Source organism: uncultured Pseudoteredinibacter sp. (assembly GCF_947502065.1).
GTDB lineage: Bacteria > Pseudomonadota > Gammaproteobacteria > Pseudomonadales > Cellvibrionaceae > Pseudoteredinibacter.
Map to the genome: position 1 here is coordinate 345,566 of NZ_CANMYE010000003.1, position 24,834 is coordinate 370,399.

At 45.1% G+C, this 24,834-nt stretch carries 19 protein-coding genes; 6 read left to right on the forward strand and 13 right to left on the reverse strand.

The annotated features are described in order from the left end of the window. Nucleotides 1–13: 13 nt before the first annotated feature. The 6 genes from Q1A41_RS11165 to Q1A41_RS11190 form a co-directional block, all read right to left on the reverse strand. On the reverse strand, nucleotides 14–1,102 hold the full coding sequence (locus Q1A41_RS11165; RefSeq protein WP_299978642.1) for a hypothetical protein: 1,089 nt from the start codon (nucleotides 1,100–1,102) through the stop codon (nucleotides 14–16). After that, on the reverse strand, nucleotides 1,103–2,827 hold the full coding sequence (locus tag Q1A41_RS11170) for an AAA family ATPase (protein WP_299978645.1): 1,725 nt from the start codon (nucleotides 2,825–2,827) through the stop codon (nucleotides 1,103–1,105). It lies immediately after the preceding gene. Further along, entirely contained in the window at nucleotides 2,824–4,314 is a 1,491-nt protein-coding gene (locus tag Q1A41_RS11175) for a restriction endonuclease subunit S (protein ID WP_299978648.1), read from the reverse strand. The genes Q1A41_RS11170 and Q1A41_RS11175 overlap by 4 nt, the downstream gene beginning before the upstream one ends. Continuing rightward, nucleotides 4,311–5,804 carry an N-6 DNA methylase gene (locus Q1A41_RS11180; RefSeq protein WP_299978651.1) on the reverse strand — a complete coding sequence of 498 codons (1,494 nt, stop codon included), beginning with the start codon at nucleotides 5,802–5,804 and terminating at the stop codon, nucleotides 4,311–4,313. Before Q1A41_RS11180 ends, Q1A41_RS11175 begins: the two co-directional genes overlap by 4 nt. A 41-nt stretch (nucleotides 5,805–5,845) precedes the next feature. Then, a complete protein-coding gene (hsdR, locus tag Q1A41_RS11185; RefSeq protein WP_299978654.1) occupies nucleotides 5,846–9,268 on the reverse strand; it encodes a type I restriction-modification system endonuclease in 3,423 nt (1,140 codons plus the stop codon). Nucleotides 9,269–9,533: 265 nt separating this feature from the next. Beyond that, entirely contained in the window at nucleotides 9,534–9,929 is a 396-nt protein-coding gene (locus Q1A41_RS11190) for a hypothetical protein (protein ID WP_299978657.1), read from the reverse strand. Between the two features lie 369 nt (nucleotides 9,930–10,298). Here Q1A41_RS11190 and Q1A41_RS11195 point away from each other — a divergent pair, with 369 nt between their 5' ends. Together Q1A41_RS11195 and Q1A41_RS11200 are read left to right on the forward strand one after the other, a co-directional pair. Then, on the forward strand, nucleotides 10,299–11,066 hold the full coding sequence (locus Q1A41_RS11195) for a glucose 1-dehydrogenase (RefSeq protein WP_299978660.1): 768 nt from the start codon (nucleotides 10,299–10,301) through the stop codon (nucleotides 11,064–11,066). A gap of 123 nt (nucleotides 11,067–11,189) precedes the next feature. Beyond that, nucleotides 11,190–11,849, forward strand: a complete 660-nt coding sequence (locus Q1A41_RS11200; RefSeq protein WP_299978663.1) for an alpha/beta hydrolase fold domain-containing protein — start codon at nucleotides 11,190–11,192, stop codon at nucleotides 11,847–11,849. Between the two features lie 71 nt (nucleotides 11,850–11,920). Here the strand turns inward: Q1A41_RS11200 and Q1A41_RS11205 are convergent, their stop codons facing one another. The 4 genes from Q1A41_RS11205 to Q1A41_RS11220 all read right to left on the reverse strand — a co-directional run bounded on the left by Q1A41_RS11205 (nucleotide 11,921) and on the right by Q1A41_RS11220 (nucleotide 15,932). Continuing rightward, nucleotides 11,921–12,889, reverse strand: coding sequence for an SDR family oxidoreductase (locus tag Q1A41_RS11205; protein WP_299978666.1), 969 nt, complete (start codon nucleotides 12,887–12,889; stop codon nucleotides 11,921–11,923). 151 nt (nucleotides 12,890–13,040) lie between these two features. Beyond that, complete coding sequence (locus Q1A41_RS11210; RefSeq protein ID WP_299978669.1) at nucleotides 13,041–13,751, reverse strand: RDD family protein; 711 nt, start codon at nucleotides 13,749–13,751, stop codon at nucleotides 13,041–13,043. A 129-nt stretch (nucleotides 13,752–13,880) separates the two neighbouring features. Further along, nucleotides 13,881–15,281, reverse strand: a complete 1,401-nt coding sequence (locus Q1A41_RS11215; protein ID WP_299978672.1) for a DEAD/DEAH box helicase — start codon at nucleotides 15,279–15,281, stop codon at nucleotides 13,881–13,883. A 165-nt stretch (nucleotides 15,282–15,446) separates the two neighbouring features. After that, nucleotides 15,447–15,932 carry a DUF2147 domain-containing protein gene (locus Q1A41_RS11220; RefSeq protein ID WP_299978675.1) on the reverse strand — a complete coding sequence of 162 codons (486 nt, stop codon included), beginning with the start codon at nucleotides 15,930–15,932 and terminating at the stop codon, nucleotides 15,447–15,449. Between the two features lie 231 nt (nucleotides 15,933–16,163). On the opposite strand from Q1A41_RS11220, the gene Q1A41_RS11225 reads away from it, so the two are divergent. Together Q1A41_RS11225 and Q1A41_RS11230 are read left to right on the forward strand one after the other, a co-directional pair. Continuing rightward, the gene (locus Q1A41_RS11225) at nucleotides 16,164–19,937 is read left to right on the forward strand and encodes an Ig-like domain-containing protein (RefSeq protein ID WP_299978678.1); all 3,774 of its coding nucleotides are present in this window, start codon (nucleotides 16,164–16,166) and stop codon (nucleotides 19,935–19,937) included. A 181-nt stretch (nucleotides 19,938–20,118) separates the two neighbouring features. Beyond that, the gene (locus Q1A41_RS11230; RefSeq protein WP_299978681.1) at nucleotides 20,119–20,406 is read left to right on the forward strand and encodes a putative quinol monooxygenase; all 288 of its coding nucleotides are present in this window, start codon (nucleotides 20,119–20,121) and stop codon (nucleotides 20,404–20,406) included. Nucleotides 20,407–20,421: 15 nt separating this feature from the next. On the opposite strand, the gene Q1A41_RS11235 is transcribed toward Q1A41_RS11230, so the two are convergent. Further along, on the reverse strand, nucleotides 20,422–21,411 hold the full coding sequence (locus Q1A41_RS11235) for an AraC family transcriptional regulator (RefSeq protein ID WP_299978684.1): 990 nt from the start codon (nucleotides 21,409–21,411) through the stop codon (nucleotides 20,422–20,424). 134 nt (nucleotides 21,412–21,545) lie between these two features. On the opposite strand from Q1A41_RS11235, the gene Q1A41_RS11240 reads away from it, so the two are divergent. Beyond that, on the forward strand, nucleotides 21,546–22,757 hold the full coding sequence (locus Q1A41_RS11240; protein ID WP_299978687.1) for a serine hydrolase: 1,212 nt from the start codon (nucleotides 21,546–21,548) through the stop codon (nucleotides 22,755–22,757). Nucleotides 22,758–22,785: 28 nt separating this feature from the next. On the opposite strand, the gene Q1A41_RS11245 is transcribed toward Q1A41_RS11240, so the two are convergent. Both Q1A41_RS11245 and Q1A41_RS11250 read right to left on the reverse strand, forming a co-directional pair. Further along, the gene (locus Q1A41_RS11245; protein WP_299978690.1) at nucleotides 22,786–23,592 is read right to left on the reverse strand and encodes an alpha/beta fold hydrolase; all 807 of its coding nucleotides are present in this window, start codon (nucleotides 23,590–23,592) and stop codon (nucleotides 22,786–22,788) included. A 1-nt stretch (nucleotide 23,593) separates the two neighbouring features. Further along, entirely contained in the window at nucleotides 23,594–23,929 is a 336-nt protein-coding gene (locus tag Q1A41_RS11250) for a 5-carboxymethyl-2-hydroxymuconate Delta-isomerase (protein ID WP_299978693.1), read from the reverse strand. 195 nt (nucleotides 23,930–24,124) lie between these two features. Here Q1A41_RS11250 and Q1A41_RS11255 point away from each other — a divergent pair, with 195 nt between their 5' ends. Beyond that, complete coding sequence (locus Q1A41_RS11255) at nucleotides 24,125–24,796, forward strand: nitroreductase (protein ID WP_299978696.1); 672 nt, start codon at nucleotides 24,125–24,127, stop codon at nucleotides 24,794–24,796. The last annotated feature ends 38 nt before the right edge of the window (nucleotides 24,797–24,834 follow it).

A 24,834-nucleotide genomic window follows, 5' to 3' on the forward strand; every position in this document is an offset into this window, starting at 1 on the left:
CTATTAACTCTGATTAAGCTAGTGTTCTACCTGAATATATTTGTTCAACTGCCAGTAACAAATCAGAGATCTGCTCATCAGACTTAGTTAAAACCTCGGAGAAGCATAGAGACTTAAAATAGCCCTCACGCTCTGTAGTCTTGACCGCGTTACATCTAGCCGCTTCTTGGCCAAGGGCATTCCTAGCAGTCTCTGCGTTATCACAACCGTTCAGGGATGGAGCCAGCCAGGAACTATCGAAATCATTTAAACGCTTGTTGACACGATCGAGAACAAGAAATGTGCCATTCCATGTATTGCCCTTATCTTCTAAAGTACAACCCGTTCCCTCTATTTCGACCGACATTATATTTTTTAATCCATCACATTTGTAATTTGCAATCAATCGTACACCGTCAGTATCCTGATAAGGATTAAAAGCTAGAACTCGATTTCCTCCATTTTCTAGCAGGTCTTTTTCACCTTTGGCCTTCTCATTACACTTCTGACAACAAGGTACTAGATTGTTAAAATCAACAGCTAAAAACGGATAATGCTTTTTTGGCAAATAATGATCATAAGACGCTCGCCACTGCTTCTCGTCATTTTCAGGATTCCCCTCATCGGGCACAATATCTCTTTCCTCCATCATTTCTTCTGTACCACAAAAACAACAGACTTTGCCGTTTAAAGCCTTATAGTCTTCGTAGTGCTGATCCATCGATGGATCATTAATCGCTGCATCGGCAAAGCAATCTAAGCCTATTGTCGTAGAATACAAATACCCACCTAGTTTTTTTACCGCCACCCATAAGTCGGCATACCCAGGAGCGGGACGCAATACGGGTAAAGCAGTGTCATCAAAACAATCTTGATAGGAAAGATGATTTTGATACAGAGCCTGAAACGCAATTTTTTCTGCCAGACCAAGCGCTGTATAAAGATTATAAACTGATTGAAATAGCCGTTTTGTCTTAACACTTGCGGCTAAAACCGGCTGAAACCTATCAACAAAACAATCATCAAAGTTCTTACCATCGAACAACTCAATATAAAAGTTCTTATGGACTTCATCTAGCCAATATAGGCCAGAAGCAGGAGGCTTAGTAACTTGCCATAGCATCTATTCGTTCCCTCGCTCTTGACTAGAAGCATCTCTTCTTAGCTGATTTCTTCGGAAGTTTAACTCGAAAGAATCCCCATATATTTCGAGCCTTTCTAGCGCCTCGTTACGAGATATTTGGTCAAGCTTCTGAAGCTCTATAACCCTTTCTATCTCAGCCTTGGGTTTTTTGGATATTAAAACATCTAAATCAAAGACAGATGTCAAAAGTGAATCAAAAGAAGCTCCATAAGTTTCTACACCTGGCGACTGAACAGAGACATTACCTTCCTCATCTTTATTAAAAGCCAATACTCTGTCAGCCTTACAAGCTGATAAAACGAAAGGTGAATGTGTCGATATAATCAACTCTATGTTATGAAGATCCGTGTATTTAGATATCAAACAAAGAAACTCGGCCCTCCATTCTGGATTGAAATGGCTTTCAGGTTCATCGAGGATAAAAAGTGACTCCTCCTCACCAAACATGATCAAACTACCAATAATTTGCATTAATTGATGTTCACCATCACTTAATCTGTCATACAAGGTTTCGACGTTTGGCTCTAATAGCTGAATCTTCGTATTAATGAACCTGATGGGAGCTAAACCGCCACTCACATTTGGGACATTCCTAATATACCGACTCGTTTTTAGTGATCTGCACTCATCAGAACTCCACTTTTTAGCCGATAGTTGAATTAGCGTCACTAAGTGCTCGAGAAAGATTGAGGTATCTAGGTAGAGTCGCTCAAAACTGCTGAAGAAGTTATGATTCAAATTGAACCTAAGAACACCTGACAAGGTGTCTTTATTAAAAGTGGGAGGGCACCCCATAGCTGGAAGTCCAAGAGAATCCGCGCTCAACTCGATGAGACGAGATGCAATATCATTAACCACTTCAAAGTCTCTATAGGTGGACAACCTCAGGTCCAATTCAAAACCACACAGATGACTGATTTTTATTTCTTCAGAGATGAAATGCTTAAACGCTTGATTATTCGATATCAGTAAGTAAATAAACACCAGCTGGTTAAAAGAATGGTCAGTAAAAATACCTATGGGCAAATTCGCTTTCTTGTATGTTAATGGCTCACCTAAATCTAACTCGTCAAAATAGTCATCTAGATCATCTATACCACGAGGGACTTCAAACAAATTAGAATTGGCCCTATAGCGCTCCCTCACATAGCTGGATAGTTCCTGTTCAGAGCGATCCTCGCGACCAGAAATAGCTTCATAACGCTGCTGAAAGCCACGATAAAATGCCGCCTGCTTGCGGATCACTTCATAATATTGAAATTGAGACTTAGCAAAAACTGAACTTAAACCCTGATTATGTCCTGATGAATAAGCAATAATATTTGATGGTAGCAGTTGATGGTAACCACTCTGAATTGAATCTCTAATCACAGAGTCAACTAAAGTGAACATATCTAGCCGTGAATTTCGGCCAATTATCTTGATGCTTCGATATGACCCGGCATCATTTATTGAATAGTCAATTTCGAAATCGTAAGTTAAATCTTCTTTGCAAATATATTGATTATTGTAATACCGATCAACATATCCGAATATATCTGCAATCAGCTCTATAAAGTTGGATTTTCCCGATCCATTTAAACCGACAAGGCATAGAGGGGAGTAATTACTGTGTGAGTCTACGAAATCATAAACGAAAGGATTCTCTCTATCTCCACGTATAGACTTATATTCACCAACGATCTCTAAGCGGTTAAGTCTCATCTTTTAGACTTCGCCTTAGGTTTGGACACTACTGATTTAATGCTTTCTAACAAAACCTCAGCAGGCTCATCACTCGGATCTTGGGGAAGCAACTCACCCCGGAAAGCTTTAGCCAAAATAGATTGAGTTAAACGGTCAGTCCTCTGCTTGGAATCATGATATTTCTTTGCGACATCATCTGCCAATGAAAACAACGACTCTACCTGGCGAACAATTTCCTTTTGCTCTTCGATAGGTGGCAAGGCAACATGCATAGAAAGCCACTCTGGAAAATATACAGTGGTATGAGTAGTACCTTTACCAAACCGAAAAAGAGATTCTTTTTCAGAAACAAACAGCCATTTTAACCAATCTGGATCAAGAACATCTGTAGGGGTCCAAGTTACGAAATCTTGGCTAGTAGCCATTGGCACTCCCATTTTCACAACATATCCAACTGAGGCTGTTCTACTAATGCATACAGTATCTTTGGGCAATATTCTGGCCGCAGAATTCTCAAGCCCCAGTTCATTGGTTTTCTGCTCAGTTTCCAAAATTGTTCCAGTATGATTATTACGAGCATCCTTTATTCCGATCCAGTTTACCTCTCCCCCCCAATACTCTGACTTCGATCGGCTAGGAGTATGCCCGGTACCCATGACTGCAATATCTACGAGTGGCACCCATTCCCAGCTATCGACCAACTTTGAGTTCGGCTTTCCAACAGCCGTAGCAACCACTCCTTCTATAAAGCCGATGTTCCTTGACTTATAACGAGCAGGCTTTTTGGGCTTGACCAATTCCTTCAGCATCTCTGATGTGGAGTAAAAATTCTCATTCCTCCACTCCTTCGTCAACTCCCCAGATGTCGCAGCAGCAAGTACCGACTGCCGAAAACGTTTTAGGATGAGGGGGATTTTCTCCAAACGTGTTTGGGCTTTGTCGACTTTGGCTAAGATGGAATCGAGATTATTGGCGATGCGGATTTGTTCATTCAGAGGAGCAAGAGGGATATTTATCTTGCTATATTCTTTAAACTTTAAATTTCTAAGATTATTGCTCCCACCTTGGTATTTGACCACTTCACCAGAAAGGTAGAAACTATGTAAATAATAATTTAGGTATCGAGAGTCTATCTTTTTGCTCGGTCGAGCTAATCGAAGAAAATTTGTGCATACCTTAGGGACGCCAGGATTATGACTAAGGGCAAGATCATCTATGAGTACAGTTCTGCCAACAGGCTGATCTGGGCCGCCACCAGATATTTCAATTAATATATCACCAAGTTCTAACTTTCTTTTTTCTAAACTTGCTTGCTTCACTTTGCGAAAGGAAGCCGTTGACCCTTTGTCTCTATGCCATTTTTTAAATTCTGATCCTCGAATACATAATGCATCATCAAAGTCGGTATCTGAAAACCCTGGATCTTTCCCCCAATCACCACCTATAACAAATGAGAAAAGATTATCTAATTCTGTATTTACCCACCCTCTAGGCAACTCACTCACAGCACAACCTCTTCGCCTTTTTCAACTGCACCTAGCTCCACCAAAATAGCCTGCAACTCATTCATCGCCCCAGCCATTTCTTCTAACGCTTCGTTAATTAATACATCCGGCTCGGGCAGGTTATCTGCATCCTCGACACTGTTATCACGGATCCAAGATAAATCTAAGGAATCATCTTTTTCAGCAATTTCTTTTCGACTAAAGCAGCGAAGGCGACATCCATCGGGATCATCTTTATGTTTTTTAACAAATGCTTTTCGGGCCTTTTCATCTACTTGAGTTAAGTCGCCACCTACAGCCTCATAAAATTCTTCAAAGTGGCTTTCGTTAAATGTTGTTCTCTTACCAAATTGTGGCATATTGGAGCGTAAGTCATACACCCATACATGTTTGGTATTGCCTTTATCTTGGGTAACTTTTTCTGGCTTTGAGAAAAATAGCACATTGGTTTTTACTCCCGCTGCGTAAAAGATACCAGTTGGTAATCGCAAAATGGTATGAAGATCACATTTCTCCATTAAGTCTTTACGGATTGTTTGCCCCGTAGAGCCTTCAAACAAAACATTGTCTGGCAGTACTATTGCAGCGCGGCCACCAGGTTTAAGCATCTTTAAATACATTAGGTGTAAAAAGGCGAGCTGCTTATTACTGGTGTAATACAACAAGTCATCACGGGTTGGCACACCTCCCCCCTGCTTGGTACCAAAAGGAGGGTTAGCCAAAATCAAACTTGCCGGTGGTAATGCTTTACCCTCATTCGACAAGGTGTCACCAAATAGAATACCGGAGTGCTCATCATCTACCGCCAAGTCATGCAGCATCAAGTTCATCATTGCCAAGCGGCGGGTGTCGGGAACTAGCTCCATTCCAAAGAAGGTTTTATGCTGGTATTTATCGTAAGCCTTTTCATTCAGCGTGCTGACATCGTTATTCTCATTGATATAGTGGTGAGCACTGATCAAAAATCCGCCTGTTCCTGCGGTTGGGTCCACAATCACATCTTTTAAATTAGGCTTCATCAACTCGACCATCGCGTTAATGAGCACACGCGGCGTGAAGTATTGACCTGCACCGGACTTTTTCTCTCCAGCATTAATCTCTAACAGTCCTTCATACATATCACCCAAGCCTTCAGTTTTGGCGCTGTACCAATCAAGCTTGTCAATTTCACTCACTAATTTGGTGAGCGTAGCTGGCTTGCGTATTACAGTATTCGCATTGGCATAGATAGCCTGCGTAATCAGTGAACCATGTGATCCAAGGTGTATCAATAATTTTTTATACTCTTCCAAGCGTGAAGCAGCGTTGTAATTTTCTAGGTCACTCCAGCGATACCCCTCTGGTATATTTTCGTGCCTACCTGTTTCGTCTACCATTTTAAGGAAAACGAGGAAAGTAAGCTCATTTAGGTACTCGTGATAAGTTACGCCGTCATCACGGAGTAAATTACAGAGATTCCATAGTTTGGCGACTAAATCTTGTGTACTCATTTGGGACCACTCATTTATAAACTGTTCAAACAAGATAAATATCATGCCGATTCATCTTGTTTCCAAAGTGCTTCATTGAAACCAGCCAATACTTCAGTAATTGGCTGATCGAATAACTTATTGGCTCGCTTGATACCACCTTGATCTTTGAAAAAGCCTTGATCCAATGCAGCCTCATCAACAATGGTGGTAGCTTTCATTTGCTTTGCGATAATCTCTAGCCACTGTTTTTGCGGTGTTTTCCAGTCTTGACTAGCGAGTATTTTGGCTAAGGCATTATCTACTCTTTGTTCAAATGGAATCAACGCCTCGCCTAATGCAGCCTGGCGAATAAACCCGATAATTCGGGCCGTAATATGCTCGCTGTTCACCTCGCTCCATGCCACTTGTAAATCTTTCTCTCTAAAGTGGTTTTGCTCTAACTCTACAGCCAGTTCTTTAAGGCTTTTACGGGTTAGCTCCCAGGGTTTCGTTACCACTGTTTGAATGGCAGTCAAACGATTGCTATTGGCGTTCACAAAGTCGTTAAAGGATTGCAGATAATCTTCTGGCTTTTGCCCATCACCGTAGCCGGTGGTGATATTGGTAACCTCATCTTCTTCTGGCGCGATGACTAATGGCGTTGTTCTTCCTGCGCCAGTTACTCGCTGATCCAATAATTCGCCTAAACCTGGATTGTTAGTAAACCATTGCGCCACTTCATTAACAGGCATCTCTTTGATTTCTTTAGCGAACTCCTTGGCCGGCTTACCGACTATGGTTTCAAACTTTTCTTGTTGATCTTCACTGAGATGACGACGCTTTACCTGTAACTTGGCAACGAATTGATTTCTTGCTAGCTCATTGAGGTCCGATGCATTGGGCTTGGTAATCTCTTGCTCTAGCTCACTGAAGCTAATATCGACATTGGTCACTACCGGCTTCATGGTAGTGACTTTTTCTAGCTGCTTGTAGATATCAACCGCATCATAGATATGGAATGGACCTTTGCCAATTTCATCACAAAGGCGGGTTGCACGCCCCAGCATCTGCTCAAACAAAATACGGCTATTTACGCGACGCAGGAAGACCAAATTGCAGATGGACGGTATGTCTATTCCGGTTGTTAGCAGATCAACTGTAACGGCTATATTGGGCAGACGATCATTTTTATAGGAACGAATTTTGTCTAACGGCTTATCGCTGGCGCCAGTGATTTTTTGAATAGCATCATCTTCGACTTCACCGTGGTAGCTTTCACAGGCTTCTTTTAAAGCTTCTACCACTTCATCCGCATGTTTATCCGTAACACAAAAGATAAGCGTTTTGGCTTGAGAATAGGGGTTTATGGAATCACTTTCTATCAACCACTTAGTTACAACCTTTGTAAACTCCGGCGCGATGACTTGCCTATTAAACTGAGAAACATCGAAATTTAGCTCGTCCGGTGTGTTGTAGGTTTCAACACTGTTATCTTCGGGGTTATAGACTTGCACGGTTTCATTCACTTCATAATGAATACCTTGCTCTGATAATTTTGTATGGATACGAACTGGTGGTAGATGGTCGTTGAGGTAACCATCCAGCACCGCTTCGGTATAGCTGTAGCTAAACACGGGCTTACCAAAGATATCAGTGGTATGTAGAGCAGGCGTTGCCGTTAAACCAATTTTAAAGGCATCAAAATACTCAATGACTGCACGGTATTTTGACTGGTAATCTTTTTGATCCCTGAAAACTAGCTCGGTATCGCTTAGCTCGCGATCTAAGAGATAGCCACGGTGGCATTCATCAACCACGATACAGTCGTATTGACCAACGCCAGGTTTAAAATCGTCATCTCCGGTGTACATAATGCGCTTAACCAAACCCTGCACCGTAGCGACATGTACTTTGGTGTCGTCTTCCGGCTTCGCTTTTGGTTGCTTGTTGAGTTCCATCCCCATCACTTCAAACGTATCGGCAAAGGTATTCAGACTCTCAAGCCTGACCTCTCCAAAATCGTCGGTAGCCTGCACACCCAACGCTGAACGGTCGACCAAAAATAGAATGCGGCGAAAACGTTCGGCTTTGAGTAAGCGATATAACAATGCAATACAGGTTTTAGTTTTACCGGTACCCGTTGCCATTGCTACCAACGCTTGAGACTTACCCTGTTTGATAGTATTTTCAATCGCTCTTATGGCATCAACTTGGTAATCGCGCAGCTGGAGGTTGTAAGCAAAGTCCATATCATCAAGCTTTTGCTCAGCTTCTTGCGGTGTTTGCTTAAGATAGGTTTTGATTTCATGGGGAGAATACCACCCCTTGAGTGCTTTACGGCGATTGGCATTGTCTCGTACATCCAAGAACCAGATGCCGCTTTCTTGCTCTAATTGTTTTAGATATGGCCGACCGTTGGTCGCAAAGGTTAAGGGGACCTTGTAGTCTCCCCACTGAGTTTCGATAGTAAAGGCGTTTTTAGTGCTTAACCCTTTGGCATAACGCTTGGCTTGATCGATCGCGCCATAAACATTCTTAGAGTTTCGCTTGGCTTCTACAACCGCAACCGGCGTTAAGCCATTAAACAAAACGTAGTCTGCTGGCCCAGACTCTGTAGGCCACTCTGCAATGGCCTTACACTTATTCTGTTCGGGACGAGAGCCGTTAGAGTATCTGAGATTGACGGTATCAGCGTCCCAGCCAGCCTCTCTCAATTGCAGGTCAATCATTACCCTGGTTTCTGGCTCTGAAAGATCTAGAGCTGAGGATTCTACCTGTTGAATAAAGTTTATTTGGTCATCTTTACTCTGCTTAGTGAAATTCTCTACTCGGTTATGATTAGCAAGGGTAAACTCTGTAGTTAAGCTTGCTAGCTGGGCTTCACTTTCTTGGACCAGCTCCTCATAAACAGCTCTCTCTTCAGCCATTTGTTCAGCGCGCTGACGCTCTGCTTCTGCCTTGTCTGCTTCGGCCGCTTGTAGAGCCTCTGTCATCTTAAGACGTTCAGTGGTTCGTTGCTGTTCTGCTTGAAGCAAACGAACCTGGGCTTCAAGCTCACGTACATGTTCTGAAGGGTCTGTAGGCTTAACAAATTTACCTAACTTAAACCCTTTCGCTTTATCTCCCCCAAAGGTTTTGTGGAACCAACCCGAAAGAGCCCAGGCTATTTGTAGTGCTTTGAGAGCATCACCATGAGTACTGGAACTGAAATCGTGATTCGCCTCATTGCCTAACTTTCGTATTTGATGGAAAGAGTCTGAAACATTACGGTCGAGGCGGAGCTTGAAATCAATTTGTCTTAGAAGGTCCAACTGCCGGGTTTGGCTATCGGATTCAATGCCGACCTGGGCAGCTACATCTTGCGCGATGGCTTCACCTAACTGGCGAAGTTTAACTAGGGTCGTGTTAGGGTCTGGAACGAAGGACTTCTCAGCGGTATGAGCGAGCTGAAGCAGCAGCGGATCGTGCTTACTAAGAAATTCAAAATTAGATTTATTATTCATTGCCTCTCCCTGTGGCCTAGCCAATGGGGGGAGGTATATTCAATATGCTCAAATTTCATCCCAAGTGCTTCCATTCGGTATCTGGTTGTTATTTGTCCTGCTTCACCTGTTATAACCACGCCTACTGTTAGCCCAAACTCTCTGATTTTAAAGGAAAAGTGCAGTTAATATCTATAACAAAAGAGAGCTTTTCTATTTCTGTTGAATAATCCGGCAAAACCCTATGGCAATTTCGAAAGGCAGTTTTCCCACTCTGTGGAGGTAACTAAAGAAATCCAGTGGAGTACTCAATCTTCCCCAATAAAATGGAAACAGTGGCCATTGCCGGTGCCCCTGTGGATAGATGAAACATTAAGCGGCCTATACTAGCCGGTATAACTTTAGAACTCAGAAAGTCATCAAAACCCTTATGGATATCGGAAAAATACGTTGGAGATGACAGCTTTACTCTGTGTAAATACAAGGGCTGACCTGTATGTTTTTTAGGCCATCTTTCAAAGGCTTTAGCTGTGGCAGCCCTGTGATCATAAATGAGGAATATTTGATCAAACTCCATCTGTTCAAGAGCACTACCTATAGGCCCAAGCTGGCCTTTTTCTAGAGTCCCCTCTGATGCTGACAAATCTGCCAGCCCTATCCATGAGACCAGAGAAGACGCCATTTCTGTATCTCAACCGTTTACTGCAAAAATAGAGAGCGTATAGAACCACTTATTGTACGTATATACAAGCCACTGGGCCCTCTGAATAGAGAGCGCGATTTAGGAGTAATTAGCAATGAAAGTCACACAAAGCCCGGCAAGAGAAGAACGGTATGAATTGGCCTGGAAAATACCAATGATAAAACTAGCAAAGCAATTTGGCTTATAGGAAAGCACCGTTTGTTTATGGTCGATCGCCTCGCTAAGCAACCCTACCTTATCTCTTAGCTGTTCATTTACACCATTATATTGGTAGCAATCTCCCCTAGTTTGAGCAACTCACAGCGATAGAATAAAAGCAGCACGTTGGTCTTTTCTTGAGGGTTATTTATGTCACAGTTTCAAAATCAAGTTGTTCTTATCACTGGCGCCAGTGGTGGCCTTGGACGTGAGGCTGCAAAGCAGTTTGCTGCGGCTGGGGCAAAGTTAGCCTTAAGCGATATCAATGAAACCTTGCTAAAAGAGCTTGCTGAAGAGCTGCAAGCGCAAGGCAGCGAGGTTTTTTATCAGAGCTGCGATGTTACCTCAGAAAGCCAAGTAGAAGATTTTGTCAGCCAAACTGTTGCTAGCTTTGGCAAGCTGGATGTGGCGATTAATAATGCAGGCCTGGATCCTGAAGGAACGCCATTAATAGATATGCCTTTAGAAGATTTTGAGCGCATGATGAATATCAATGTGCGCGGCGTGTTTTTAGGCATGAAGCATCAAGTTAAGGCCATGTTGAAACAGCAATCTGGTGCAATTTTGAATGTATCCTCCATTGCAGGCTTAAACGGTTTTGCCGCCGGCAGTGCTTATACCGCCAGTAAGCACGCTGTTATTGGGATGAGTAAATCGGCCGCTGTTGAATATGGCCGTTTTAATATTCGTGTAAATGCGATTTGTCCAGGCGTTACCGAAACCAATATGTTCGACCGCGCATTAGAGGGTGTTAAGGACCGAGATACCGCCATTAAGCGTATCGGTGCTGACACTTGCCTGAAACGCCACGCTCAGCCAGAGGAAATTGTGCGCGGCATGCTCTTCGCCTGCGACCCCGCCAATACCTATATGACCGGCCATCCCCTATTGATGGATGGCGGTTTCAGTGCAATGTAGTTTCAGTGCAATATAGCCTCGCCCTTTTGGGAGGCTAGGCCTAGCCCTTCATCAAGCATCATTGGGAATTCGACTCGGACGCTGTATTATGCAGCGTCGTTTTATTCCTAGGATGCTTTCATTATGACCATCGAGCTTACGCACGGCAGCGGCGAACCTAGCCATGCCATCATCTGGCTGCACGGCCTAGGTGCCTCTTGCAATGATTTCCCTCCCGTTGTCCCACATCTGGGCTTAAACGCTAGCCCTGCCATACGCTTTATATTCCCCCAGGCGCCAAACCGCCCTATTACCATTAATGGCGGAATGCAGATGCCTGGCTGGTACGACATCAAAGGCATGACCATTGAAGGCCGGCAAGATCGCCAAGGAATTGAAGAATCTTATGCTTTGGTAGAAAAACTCATTGAAGAGCAAATTGCTCTAGGTATACCTTCAGAAAATATTATTCTTGCAGGCTTTTCCCAAGGTGGTGTTATCAGTTACTACACTGCATTACGTACTCAACATAAGCTCGCTGGTGTACTAACCATGTCCACCTATATGGTTTTCACCGATCAGCTTGAGCAAGAACGTAGTGAAGCGAATCTAAACACGGCGTTTTTTGCCAGCCATGGTACTCACGATCCAGTGGTGACTATAGACTTAGGTGAGCATGCGGTAGAGACATTAAAGAAATTCGATTACTCCGTTGAGTGGAAGACTTATCCAATGGAGCATCAAGTTGTGATGGAGCAGATTCAGGACATTGGCACCTGGATTAATAAGTGCTTTTCCAGTTAATTTGAAATTCCAATAATGGTTGGCGGAAAATGCTTGGCGGTATATGTAGCGCCAAGCACCTACTAAGCCAGTTATTTTTTCTGGCTTTTGCTTAATTCCTCATCCAACAACTTAATCAACTGGTCGCGAGACATTTCATGTTTTTGCTGAGCGTTTAACTCAAGCATTTTGCTAAGCTGACGTCTAAGCGTAATCTCCGCTTGCGCTGGTGTAGCCGTTACCATATAGCGAATTTTTGGATTCTCTGATTGCATAAGTTCTAAGGCCGCCTCGGCAACATCAATTGGATCAGGGCCTTTTTCGGTTTGATCTAAACGCCCCAATAAATGGCTGCGCGCTTTGCCATAACGCGTAGTCGCTGGCCAGTAGTCCATATCAAGCAAGCGTTTTTTTGCAGCATTACCAATATTAGTGCCGTAATTACCCGGCTCGATCACGTGCACACTAACGCCAAAGCCTGCCATCTCTTGGGCAAAGGCATCAGTGTAAGCTTCGATGGCGTGCTTGCTCATACTGTACGCCCCCATAAACTGAGGCGAAAGAATACCCGCAATAGAACCTGTGGTAGCAATACGCCCTTTGCTTTGCATAACTAACGGAGCAAAGGCCTGGCTTACGCGCATTGGCCCGTAAACATTAACATCCATTTGGTATTTCACCTGCTCCACGGGCAGCTCCAGCATGGGGCCGAAAATCGAGACGCCGGCATTATTAATCAGGCCATATAAGCCCCTTCCCTCGTTCTCTACAACTTTTACGGCCGCATTAATTTGCGCTTGATTTCGCACATCGAACTGAACGGCCTTAACGTTATCCAGCTTATCTAGCGCCGCCATTTCTTCTTTATGCAAAACCCCGGCGTAAATGTAAAAACCGTTTTGGGATAACAGCTTGGTCATGCTAAGCCCAATTCCAGAGCTCGCCCCTGTTATCAAAATAGCTTTTTGGGGTTGCTTGTTATCTTCGGCATTGGCGAACTGAAAGGGGGTAAAGCAGGCAAGAAGCAATACATAAAATAGGGTTTTTAAGTGGATCATCATTAAGCTCCGGTAGGCGTAGACTCAGATTTACAAGCTTAATCAGATAGCCAAGAAGCTGATAGGGCTAAAAGTGAAATTTTGTGGGTGCCAAGCCCCTCTTTCAACTCATGCCGGCCATACAACACAATGAGAAGCAACAGAACTAAGAGTGCTAGCTGGAGCCTTCTTCTGTTTTTATAGCACGCTTTCGGCACCCCCATAAGCGAGCCTGCCAAGCAAGTGCAATAATTACAAACACGCTAATATAAAACAATAAACTAAAGCCTATATTGATTACGCCGTCGATATCGCTGCAGCTATGGCCCTCAAAACATGACTCTGAGATGAACAGAAGCGGCAATATGGCAACCACAATAATGCTAATTAGCAGGTATAAAAATATTACGAAAACCCTACGAATGACTGATGGGTAACGGTAATTTTCCGTATCTTTTATACGCGCTTTTAATCGCTCACCAACAGGAGCGCTTTCGGGGCTCTTGTGCACCACAATACTGCGGCTGATAAAATCATGAATGCCTTGGTGGCGTTCACTGGCGGAAACGGTTGCTAAAGAAAGAATACCAAAAGGAAGCTTTAATAAAGTACGAATAGTGCTAAGCAATATATTTAACTTCTTATCACTATCAATACGACGTACGCGAATTCCACAGAGATGCTGACCAACTGTCGAGCCTGTCAGACTCAGCAATAAGGGCTCTATCGAAACGACAACAAAAAGTATCAATAACGATTCCAATTTGCTGTTATTGATACCCAATTTGGAGACAACTAAAATAGCCAGAAACAACCACAAGGCTATCAATAGGCCATCTATCATCAAAGCTTTTATGCGTCGTGAAAGCGGTGCAAAATAATCCATAGTTTTGCCTACATCCTTTTAAACACAGGGCTTAGCCATGCTGCTGCAAGTTATAGATTTAGCTTAACAAGGCCTTACGCTAGGGGCAAATAGAACTCGCCCCTCTATCAACTAAGAATCGAATGATCATTACTTCAGCCAAGGGTTAAATGGCTTTTTAGCTTTTTCAGACTTAGTGTTTTTAGGGGCATGCTTTCGAAAGCTCGGCTTGTCTTGATCAGCCGTTTCCGTAGATGAGGCTTTAGACCAGGCACTATTACTGTTGCTTCCGCGCCCTTTATTAGCGGGTTTGAAATCGGCACCCGATTTGCTAGCACGATCCTTTTTGGGTTTAGCCTTGGGTTTAGCCTTGGGTTTATTTTTCGGTTGATAGTTAAGGATCGAAATTGGCACTTCTTTTCGAGGAGAGAAGCCCTCTATTTCACGACGCTCAATAATATGGCCCAAACGACTCTCAATCGCGCACAAGTTTTTAAAGTCATCCAGAGACAATAAGCTAATGGCCTCACCCTTCGCCCCTGCTCGCCCTGTACGGCCGATTCTATGGATGAATTCATCACTATCAAAAGGCAGGTCATAATTAATCACTCTCGGCAAGGCTTCAATATCCAAACCACGAGCCGCAATGCCAGTGGCAATTAAGAACGGCAGCTTGCCTGCTTTAAACTCTTCTAGCGCACGTTCGCGAGAGGCTTGGCTTTTACCACTATGAAAAGCTTCGGCCTCAATACCGCGCTTGCCCAATTGCTCCGCCAGTTTTGCCGCGCCATGCTTTGTTTCGATAAAAATCAAACCCTGCTGCCAATCGTTTTCTTTTATCAGGTGGCTTAGCAATGCCGACTTGGTATCTTTATCAACTGCGACCAACCATTGCTCTACCGTATCGGCCCCGCGATGCTGGGCATCAATACTGATTTCTTTGGGACGGTACATCGTCGATTTAGCCAACTGGCGCACTGGTGGTGGCATGGTGGCTGAGAACAGCAAACTCTGTCGATCTTCCGGTGCACGATCGATGATTCGATTAATGTCATCAATAAAGCCCATATCTAACATCTTATCGGCTTCGTCGATCACCAACGCTTCAAGCTCATCCAGATACAGCGCACGCTGATGCAGCAGATCGATTAAGCGACCAGGTGTGGCCACCAGAAAGTCCACGCCTTTAATTAGGGCCTCTTTTTGGGGGCCAGAATCCACACCGCCTACCATCACCGTACTGCTCTGATCGCAATAGCGAGCATACTGTTGGATGTTTTTATGTAGCTGCTCGGCCAGCTCACGAGTGGGGCTCAGTATTAAGCAACGCACCCGCTTTCCGCGCATCGGCTCTTTGGCTTGAAAAGCTTCTAGCAACGGCAATACAAAGCTTGCCGTTTTACCGGTACCCGTTTGCGCCGTAGCAATCACATCCTCACCCTGCAATACCACCGGTATCGCTCGTGTTTGAATGCTTGTCGGTTTGCTGTAGCCAAGATCGCTCAAAGCGCGGCAAATTGGCTCTGAAAGGCCAAGAGAGGTAAACGGCATGGAATTCTCGGTATTTAAATAGAGGTAACACTCGCAAGCCGGCCAAGATATTTAAGCAAAGGCCAGCTCTGATTCGATAGCTGCACTATAGCAGCTATTGGGGGTAAACAGCAGGTTAACTTTATGCATCTTATCGGTGGCTGTTGGCGCCACCAGCGATCTCTATTATTTGCTCTGTTTGGGCTTCGAGGTTCGGCTCCAAGTTTCACTATCGCATAAGAACGCAATACAACCACCTAGCTTAATTTTGTCAGCCGATTTTAGCTCAACCTTGGCTTTATAGGATTTGCCGGATTTAGGATCATAAATGCTACCCCCAGACCATTTGCCTGCTTTTTTAAAGGCGACGCCATCAACAAATACCAAACCCGTAAGCTTGCGCTGCTGCAACTGGGCATCTGTGTTATTGCTATCTAATAAAGTGCCATCTGGGTCATCTTTAATCCACAGTAACTTTGCGCAAAGGCTTTGGCGATCTTGATTGCATGGGTAGATTTCCGCTATCGCGCCTTTATCAGCCGCTTCCCAGTAGCCCCAAGGGTCGCCTTGTTTTCTCAATTCAGCGTTCGCCAGCATCGCGACCGCAAACTGCAGCAATATTAGCGCTAACAAATATACCTTCTTTGAGTAGTACTTACTGGTTTGAAACATAGTGGCTCCCTTATGCTTGCTTTTCTTCTTGTTATTTTGCTTCTACAAAAATAATACGAGCAAGAACAGCTAGGGCCAAGCTATTTTTGTTAGGACCTTAATAGGCGTTGCAAACCCTGTTCAATCCCCCCCATACGAGGGGGGTGCACCTAATACTTATTGACTAGCTATAGCCAGCCTCCCTAACATGTCGCCTATTTCTTTTTACGGTCTACTTATAGAGAGTTCGCCATGTTGCGTTTCTGCCTTGCCCTGTTAGCTAGTCTCTGTTTCTTCACGCTGAATACCGATGCTCAAGCACAATCTACATATCGCATCTACTTTGATACTGACGATAACAATGCAACAGGCTGTAACCCTGCCGGCTTTCCAGCCGTTTTAGGGGCGGAATACGAGCTAAGCATTGCGCTAAGCGCAGCACCGGTAACGGTTAGCAGCACCGAGCTGGCTCAATGCAGCGGCGCTAGCTTTGGCCCTAGCGCAAGCGTTAGCCCAGCGGCACTTGGCAGCAATACGGGCAGCGGCGGTAGCGATGTAATCGAAGCACAGCTGAGCTTCGCGCAGCTGGGTATTGTGGATGCTAGCAATGTGCGAATTTATTTTACCAGCGAAGGCGGAGGCCAAGCCGATATCATCGGAGCGGCCAGCCGTATCGATATTGCTTTAACCCCCTTGGCTCCTACAGCTGTTCCAACCCTAGGCTGGTTGGCCCTGGCAATGGGAGTTTTGCTTTTTGTTAGCGGGCGCAAGCACCTTCCTAAGCGCCTGCCACAGCTTGCAGTGTTTATTATTATGCTGCCCTTACTCAGTATCCCCTTAGCTTGGGCAGTTGTGATCTCTGTAGACGGCTTAACTAGCGATTGGAGTTCGGTCAGTAGTGCTGGCACCGATCCAGCTGATGATGCCGGTAGTGCTGCCGCCGATTTGCAGGCTGCATTCCTTACCGACGATGGCCGAAATCTCTATTTGCGATTAGATGTTAATGAGCTGGAAAACCAGAGCCCTGTCGTGAGCGCACTCAGCTTTTCTGTGCCTGAAGATATAGCACAGTCGCTAGCACTCAGCGCCAGCGATCCAGAAGGACAAAACCTAAGCTTCACTATAGCAAGCGGACCAAGTAACGGTAGCTTATCGGCCGTTAGTAGCACCGGTAGCGATAGCGCGAGCGTTAGTTACACCTCCGATCTTAACTATGTTGGTAGCGATAGCTTTACGATAGAAGTTTCTGACGGCAGCAGTAGCAGCACAGCAACAGTGAATATCACGGTTACTCCGGTAAACGACGCCCCTACCCTTAGCGGCAGTGCCAATAATCAAAGCGCAACAGGCAATGTTTTTATCGAGCCTGGTAGCGCAAACAGTTTGAGAAGCGGTTTAACCATTGTAGACCCTGACAGTAATAGCTTTAGCGTCAGCTTAGCCAATACGGCCGGCACCAACAGCTTAACCACCAGCAATGGGGCTACTGTGACTCTGCTCGATAGTAATAGCGGCACCTACCGCTACAACCCAGCCGCTGGCTACAATGGTACCGACAGCTTTAGCTACTATATCTGTGACAATGCCAATGCCTGTACCCAGGCGAGTGCCGTCAGCGTTACCGTTAGCGATCGCATATGGTTTGTAGACAGTAGCGCCAGCACGGCGGGCGATGGTCGCCTTAGCAGCCCATTCCAAAAGTTAAGCGGTAGCAATAGTTTTGGCAGTGATGCGGCCGATTCCACCGGCGATACAATCTATTTGCGCGGCGGCAATTATCAAGGCGAATTGGCCTTAAAAAATGGCCAGAAGCTTATTGGCAGTATGAGCAATAGCACCCTAGCCAGTATTAGCGGCATAACACTGGCAAGTCATAGTGGGAGCATCGACAACCCAGACAACAGCAATACCATCATTTCAAACGCAAGTGGTAACGCGGTTAGTATCGCGCAAAACAATTTAATCCACGGCATCGAAATTGGCGACGCCATTAACAAAGTGATTGGAACTGGCTTTGGGAACCTAGAAGTTAAAGTAACCGAGTTTAGTGGTGCTGGGCGAATTTTAGCGCTATCCACTGGAACCGTTGATATCAATGTCAGTAGCATGCAATCGACTAGCAGTAGCAGCCAGGCCATTTCTTTTATCAATGTCGATGGCAATGTTGTAGCGGGCCTCGCATCATCGATTGCAGGCGCCAATCTAAATGCTGTTGATCTTTCTGACGCTACTAATCTGAACTTTAGCTTTGCAGGCACTATTAATTCCTCGGGCCAAAACAACTTAGCGATACGCGCCAACAATATTAGCGCTGGTACTCTGCTGTTTTCAGGAAATCTAATAGATGATGGTAACGTCGGTGGCGGTGTCGAATTCACCAATAGCAGTGCAACGCTACAAATAAGCAGTTTGAGCAAGCAAATTAACACTGCAAGCAACCGCGGTATTTATATCAACAACAATACCGGTGGCCAGTTTCAGATGAGCAATGGGGGTTTGCAGCTTCAGAGCAGCAGCGGCTTAAGCGCTGAATTTTTTAATGGTGGCACGGTAGAGATTACAGGCCCCAATAACACGATTAATACCAGCACGGGTACAGCGATCTCTGTGGTAAATACCAATATCGCTAGTAACAATTTAAATTTCCAGTCGATCAGCAGCAGTGGCGCCGCGAATACTATCTTCCTGAACAATACTGGCGGTGCCGGTGGTTTAGTAGTAACGGGGACTGAGGGTAATCTGGATGCAAACTACAGTGGTGGGCGTATTAGTAATAGCAGTAGCAGCGCTATTTTTGCTAGCAATACGGCAAACCTTAGCCTAAGGGATATGCGTATCGAAAACAGCACACTGCATCATCTTGATGCTACAAGTGTTACGGGCTTAAGCTTAGAGGCCGTGGATTTTGATACTGCGGGCGTAGGTGCAATTGGTGAAGGCGCAATTCAAGGCTCTCAACTTAGCAACCTAAGCGTCTCTAACTCACGCTTTAATGCGGGTGGCAATTCTGCCAGTGAGCACGGATTCGTGATCAATAATTTATTTGGCAACTCGACGATTCAAGGGTCACAATTCACAAACTCTGCGACCCTTCAGTTCTATATCAACAACACATCCAATAGTGGAGGAACGGATACCGTTAACTTCTTAGCTAACCAATTTAGCAGTCACAACGGTATATTTTTTGGTGATCACCTCAGCATTGAGGCCGGTGGCACATCCAATATGCTTGTTAATATTGGCGATGGTAGTACGGCCAACAGAAATAGTTTTGATACAGGGCAAGACGGTGTTCAAGCCGTATCAAGCAGTACTGGACAACTCGAGGTCCACATCAATAATAACCTGCGCACCAATGGCACGGGCACGGGCTTTAATGTAGGAGCGTTTAACGCAAGCCGTATTAATTTTACCATTCAAAATAATCAGATTACCGACACTGGGTCAACCGGGATCAACGCCAATAGTGCGAATACGACTAATGCCAGTAACATCTTAGGCCTAATTAATAATAATACCGTTAGCCGAGTCGGCCGAGGTGGCACAGGCTTTTACATTAGCAATGTTATCGAAGGTGCCGGCAACGGCATTGTAGAAATTAAAAATAACGTTCTTAGTGGCGGCACCGGCAACCCAAATATTAATGGTGATTCCGGCATCAGGGTCCAAGCGAGAGATCCAAGCAACCAAGGAAGCCTTAGCATGGACGTAACTATAGAAGGTAATACTGTTTCAGGCACAGGGTTTCGCGGGATTGAAGTGGAATCTGGTTCAAGTGCTGGCGGTACAGGAGAGCTGCTGTGCTTAAATATAAGCAATAACAATTCTACAACCGCTAGCGGCGACCCAGGATATCGTTTAAGACAACGCCCTGGTACAACATTTAACTTAGATGGTTTTATTGGTAACGGAACGAGCTCTGGCGATATCAGCACTCATATCAATACAACTAAATCCAACACCGGTACAACAAGCATCAGCATCGGCAGTGCATTTAGCGCAGCCAGTTGTAGCACCCTACCGTAAGTTCTTAGCAGGATAAAAAATAATCTAAGCTATAAACCCCAAAAAGGGGGCGCATAATACGCCCCCTTTTTTATGGCAGCAGAGCTGCTCTTTTCCATTAATACTCAACTCCACTTGCCTTTGCCCTGCTTTAGCAATAATATCGAACGATCGTTCACTCAAACAATTAAGCGAGCAGTAGATGTCAGAAGTTAACCTTTTAGTCCGCGTCAGCGCCCATGAAGAAAGTATCGAAGCTTTAAAAGCCGAGATGCATAAAGCCCAAGAGATTACCCGCCAAGAACCTGGCTGCCTGCGTTATCAGTTCTATCAAGATCGCAAGGCCCCTACTATGTTCTATGTGCAGGAATGCTACCAAGATAAAGACGCCTTCTTGGCGCACGCCAATTCAGAGCATATGGCCGCCTATTTAGCGGCCACCAAGGATATGGTCAAATCCGTAGATATGCACAAAGTTGATCCGATATAGCGTAGGCAACTACGATCAATCCGCTAATGACTGCAATGCCTTCTGGTAGGCTTTTGGTGTGGTACCAAAACGCCGCTTGAAGGCTGCAACAAAATTACCAGCGTGCTCATAGCCTATAGATTCTGCAATCTGAGCTACAGAAAGATCGCCAATATGAAGCTGCTGCTGAGCCTTTTGCATGCGTAGCGATAAAAGGTAATCACTCATGGAGCAGCCAGTTACGGCTTTAAAACAGTTTTTTAAACGAGTTTTACCAATACCTAAGCGTTTTACCAACTCATCTTGGGTTGGCGGTGTTTGCATTTCTAATTGCAAAATATCTTGGGCTTCTCGTATTTGTTCTAGCTCCCGAGGCGAAACTTGCTTACATTGCTCTTGCAACTCGTGCCGCCCTATTTCATCGATGGCATAACATAGCAGCTCTGTCGATTTAGCCTGCAAGAAAGCCATATTCCATGGCCCCCTTTCCTTTTGCTCAAATAAGGACTTTGCAGCCGCAAGCATTTGAGTTCCCATGGCATAACTGCTTACATAACGATCTTCACCTGCAGTAGCTTGCAAGATAGCTTGGGGCAGTTGTTCGTTTTCTATAGCAAAGGGCATCTCATTAAAGACACTAGGCGGGCAGACCAACATCAGTAACTGGTAAGGCTGCCCGGCATCGGCTTGGTCGGTGATTTTTTCGCCGCCTCCACCATAGCCCATCAGAAAGCGTCCTGGCCCCATGCGCACATCCACACCATCTGCTTGAAGCACATTCTCACCGGCGGTTTTGAAACAAAACACCAACTGCTCTTGTGGAATGCTTATCGCCGCAGCTTCTCCACTGCAACTTTTTAGATCTAGAACTCGCAGCAAAATTTTCCCAGGCAGCTGATACAGCGCTTCATAGCCCACTTCGTTGTGGGTGTCATGCTCAATGTAATGATTAGCATCTCGCTGTTGATATCGACTTGGATCTGAAAAGGGTAGATTCTGAGAGCGCCGTTCTTTCTTATCTGTCATCGAGTCTTCCACGCGACTATTCGCATAACTTTTATGGCCAAGCCCATAAATTTTGCTCGGCCATTTTTGTTACATTAAACCTTAGCCAAGTAAATGATCAAGCCCAAAGGGCTCAATGTAGTATGGATAAGACTATGAAAAAACCATTAATTATAGGCCTCAGCGTCACCTTGCTGGTGCTAATAGCCGCTGGATTATATTTTAAGCGCGATATACAGCGTGCTCATTTTGTCGCGTCGTTATTTAATGGCCAAGAGCAATATCAAACCTTTGGCCGCCTAGCGGAGATATTCCCCGTTAGCACCATGAGCCCCTCTCCTACTCCCTATACTTTTGCTAAGGGCACAGAGATCACTTTACCGGAGCATTTTAGTTACGATGGCATACGCTACTCCAGCGAGCAGTTTATTAGCGATACTGACACTTCTGCTTTATTGGTGATTCATCAGGGCAATATTCGCTTTGAACGATACTGGCTAAGTGGCGGCCCAGATGTTAACTGGCTATCTATGTCGGTCGCAAAGAGTTTTATCGCCACCGGTATTGGCATAGCTGTTGGCGAAGGTTCCATCGATGTGCAAAAACCCATTATCGACTACCTGCCTAGCCTCAAAGGTTCGGCTTATGATCAAGCCACGGTTGAGCATGTGTTGCAAATGTCTTCCGGCGCCGCCTGGAATGAGGACTATAGCAACCCTGATTCAGACGTATTGCGCTTAGGTAGAATCATGGCCATGGGTGGCTCGCTCGATGAATTTGTACCCAGCCTAATCAGCGAAAATACTCCAGGTACTGTGAATCACTATAATTCCGCCGACACCCAAGCTTTAGGTATGCTACTAGCCGCGGCTACAGGCCGCTCTGTAACAGATTACCTGCAGGAAAAGGTATGGCAGCCATTGGGCATGAATTCACCGGGCTATTGGCTAATTGATGATTTCAATGTTGAAATGGCTTTTGCGGGGCTGAACGCTACGGCCAGGGATTATGCCAAACTGGGCGAGCTCTATCGTTTAAATGGCTTATGGCAAGGTAAGCAACTTTTAAGTCCACAATGGATCGAAAAATCCACCACGGTACAAGCTCCTCACTTGCGCCCAGGTATTCATGAATTGTTTCCGCTAGGTTATGGCTACCAATGGTGGATACCTGAGGGCAAGGAAGGTGAATACTCTGCCATTGGGGTCTACAACCAATTTATCTATGTAAACCCTAGCCGCGATTTAGTCATCGTAAAACTATCGGCGAATTCCGAGTACGGCACGACTGAAGGTGAAGCGAGCAATAAAGAAATGGCGACGTTTGAGCTGCTGCGTGCGATTGGCCAACAGTTTCCAGCAAATTAACGCTAACTTAAACCCCGAAATAAAGCCCCTATTGAAGAGTTCTCTCGATCAAACGCTGCAGTTCATGAATCACCATTTCAGGTTCATCGAACTGCGGATAATGATAACTTTTTTTAGTTAGCACGACCTGCCCCCGGGGAAAAGATTCGGCCCATTGTTTATGCAGCATTCCCCACTTCTCTCGCCCTTCATCGCTAAAGAATAATACCGCAGGGTTCTCATATTTCTTAACTGAAGCAATAACCGTCACAGGAACATCAGGGATCGCAGGGTAATCAGGTAGGGGGCGTTTAGCCCAAAAGTCGAGGTACTGATTCGACATCCCATTAGCCATATCATCGCGTTTAATTTGCGCAATTTCTTTCTCAGCTTGAGCAAGGTCTATTTCGCGCATTATATCTACATCATGTTCTGAGGCAGGCTCAATCAACATCAGCGCAGAGATTTTATCGGGATAGGCTGCAGCAAAGACTCTTGCGATATAGGCTCCGTATGAATGCGCCACATACACTACGGGTTCGTCGACTTTCAACTCTTTGAGCAATAACAGTGCCTCTTGGGCATACTCTTCTGAGCTGTAGTTTTTACGTAGTTTTTGTGAATTGCCATTACCAACTCGAGAATATCGTATGACGGTTCCTAGCTTTGCAAAACCTTCTACAACCGACTCCCAATCACTTAAACCCGCTGAGCCTCCTGCCTCAAGAAAAATCACCGGCCGCCCCTGGCCTGTAATTTCATACTCTATACTTAGGCCTTTCACCTTAGCTAAACTCAGCTCAGCATGAGAGAAGGCAGAGCACCCTAGCAGCAGTACAAGCAAAAACAAACGCATACTAGTTTTCCAGTTTCGCATAGCTCGGTGTATCCATATCAACCACCTCCACCGTAAAAGAGCAATTTTTAATTGCTAGGCCTTGCAGGCCACCTAAAACTATCTTGGCCAATTCAGTTTTTTGCTCAGTGCTGCGCCCCAATAGAATCTTCAAAACAATATGTACAAAACCCCTCGAGCTATTGCCTACTTTATAGTCACTATATTTAGCCGCCCGAAGCTTTACATCATCCCCGTTTTTTGAAAATAGACCTGAAGCGACAACAGTATCGAACACAGTCTCTATAAGTGGCTCAGCGCTAAGGTTTTCAGAATGTTCAATAATGCAGTGGGGCATTTTTATCTCCAGTGGCAAGGTACTTTGCAGTTGCAAAGTGATTAGACAAAGTCTCTGCAAGCAAATAAGGGAGTATAACAAATACTGCTCTTGCGCATCGCATCTGACACACTAACTGTTCCAAATCACACTTTACAGCTTATCGTCGCCCAAGGAGTATAGAGAAATCACAAACTCTATTAACGCAGGATTTTTATGGATACTATCGACGCAATTAAAACTCGCATTTCTACGCGCGCCTTTCTTGATACTCCGATCAGCCAGGCCGAGGTGGAAGAGATACTAGATATTGCGCGCTTCTCGCCTTCAAGCTCTAACCTTCAACCATGGGGCACCGTGGTTCTCGCTGGTGACTCTCGCAAAGCAGCTACCGACTTAGCTCTAAACACGCTAATGAAAAACCCTGCTGGAGAAGCCGATGAGTTTCCGGTATACCCTGACAATCTGCCGCAAAAATATCAGGATCGCCGTGCTGGCGTGGGCAAAGCCATGTATGAACTTATGGGTATAGAAAGACAAGACGAAGCCGCACGCCAAGCTTGGGCAGTCGATAACTTTAATTTCTACGGCGCACCGGTAGCTATCTTTTTTACCATCGATCGTGTTCACGGCCGCAACCAATGGGCATCGCTCGGTATGTTTATGCAGACAGTCTGCCTAGTCGCCCATGCCAAGGGATATGGCACTTGTATGCAGGAGATTTGGGCAATGGTTCGCAACTCTTTACACAGCCATTTACAGTTAGATGACAAAGACGTTATATACGCTGGTCTCGCGCTGGGACACCCAGATAAGAGTAAAGCCGTTAACAGCTTGCGTACAGAGCGCGAAGCCGTATCAGGCTTCTCTCAATTTTCTGGTTTTTAGGGCTTAGTGCCCAGCCACATTCGGATTTACTTAGCTTA

Coding starts and splice junctions, on each gene's coding strand:
- Q1A41_RS11165 (WP_299978642.1), bottom strand. CDS start 1,102: ATGCTATGGCAAGTTACTAAGCCTCCTGCTTCTGGCCTATATTGGCTA.
- Q1A41_RS11170 (WP_299978645.1), bottom strand. CDS start 2,827: ATGAGACTTAACCGCTTAGAGATCGTTGGTGAATATAAGTCTATACGT.
- Q1A41_RS11180 (WP_299978651.1), bottom strand. CDS start 5,804: ATGAGTACACAAGATTTAGTCGCCAAACTATGGAATCTCTGTAATTTA.
- hsdR (WP_299978654.1), bottom strand. CDS start 9,268: ATGAATAATAAATCTAATTTTGAATTTCTTAGTAAGCACGATCCGCTG.
- Q1A41_RS11190 (WP_299978657.1), bottom strand. CDS start 9,929: ATGGCGTCTTCTCTGGTCTCATGGATAGGGCTGGCAGATTTGTCAGCA.
- Q1A41_RS11195 (WP_299978660.1), top strand. CDS start 10,299: ATGTCACAGTTTCAAAATCAAGTTGTTCTTATCACTGGCGCCAGTGGT.
- Q1A41_RS11200 (WP_299978663.1), top strand. CDS start 11,190: ATGACCATCGAGCTTACGCACGGCAGCGGCGAACCTAGCCATGCCATC.
- Q1A41_RS11205 (WP_299978666.1), bottom strand. CDS start 12,889: ATGATGATCCACTTAAAAACCCTATTTTATGTATTGCTTCTTGCCTGC.
- Q1A41_RS11210 (WP_299978669.1), bottom strand. CDS start 13,751: ATGGATTATTTTGCACCGCTTTCACGACGCATAAAAGCTTTGATGATA.
- Q1A41_RS11215 (WP_299978672.1), bottom strand. CDS start 15,281: ATGCCGTTTACCTCTCTTGGCCTTTCAGAGCCAATTTGCCGCGCTTTG.
- Q1A41_RS11220 (WP_299978675.1), bottom strand. CDS start 15,932: ATGTTTCAAACCAGTAAGTACTACTCAAAGAAGGTATATTTGTTAGCG.
- Q1A41_RS11225 (WP_299978678.1), top strand. CDS start 16,164: ATGTTGCGTTTCTGCCTTGCCCTGTTAGCTAGTCTCTGTTTCTTCACG.
- Q1A41_RS11230 (WP_299978681.1), top strand. CDS start 20,119: ATGTCAGAAGTTAACCTTTTAGTCCGCGTCAGCGCCCATGAAGAAAGT.
- Q1A41_RS11235 (WP_299978684.1), bottom strand. CDS start 21,411: ATGACAGATAAGAAAGAACGGCGCTCTCAGAATCTACCCTTTTCAGAT.
- Q1A41_RS11240 (WP_299978687.1), top strand. CDS start 21,546: ATGAAAAAACCATTAATTATAGGCCTCAGCGTCACCTTGCTGGTGCTA.
- Q1A41_RS11245 (WP_299978690.1), bottom strand. CDS start 23,592: ATGCGTTTGTTTTTGCTTGTACTGCTGCTAGGGTGCTCTGCCTTCTCT.
- Q1A41_RS11250 (WP_299978693.1), bottom strand. CDS start 23,929: ATGCCCCACTGCATTATTGAACATTCTGAAAACCTTAGCGCTGAGCCA.
- Q1A41_RS11255 (WP_299978696.1), top strand. CDS start 24,125: ATGGATACTATCGACGCAATTAAAACTCGCATTTCTACGCGCGCCTTT.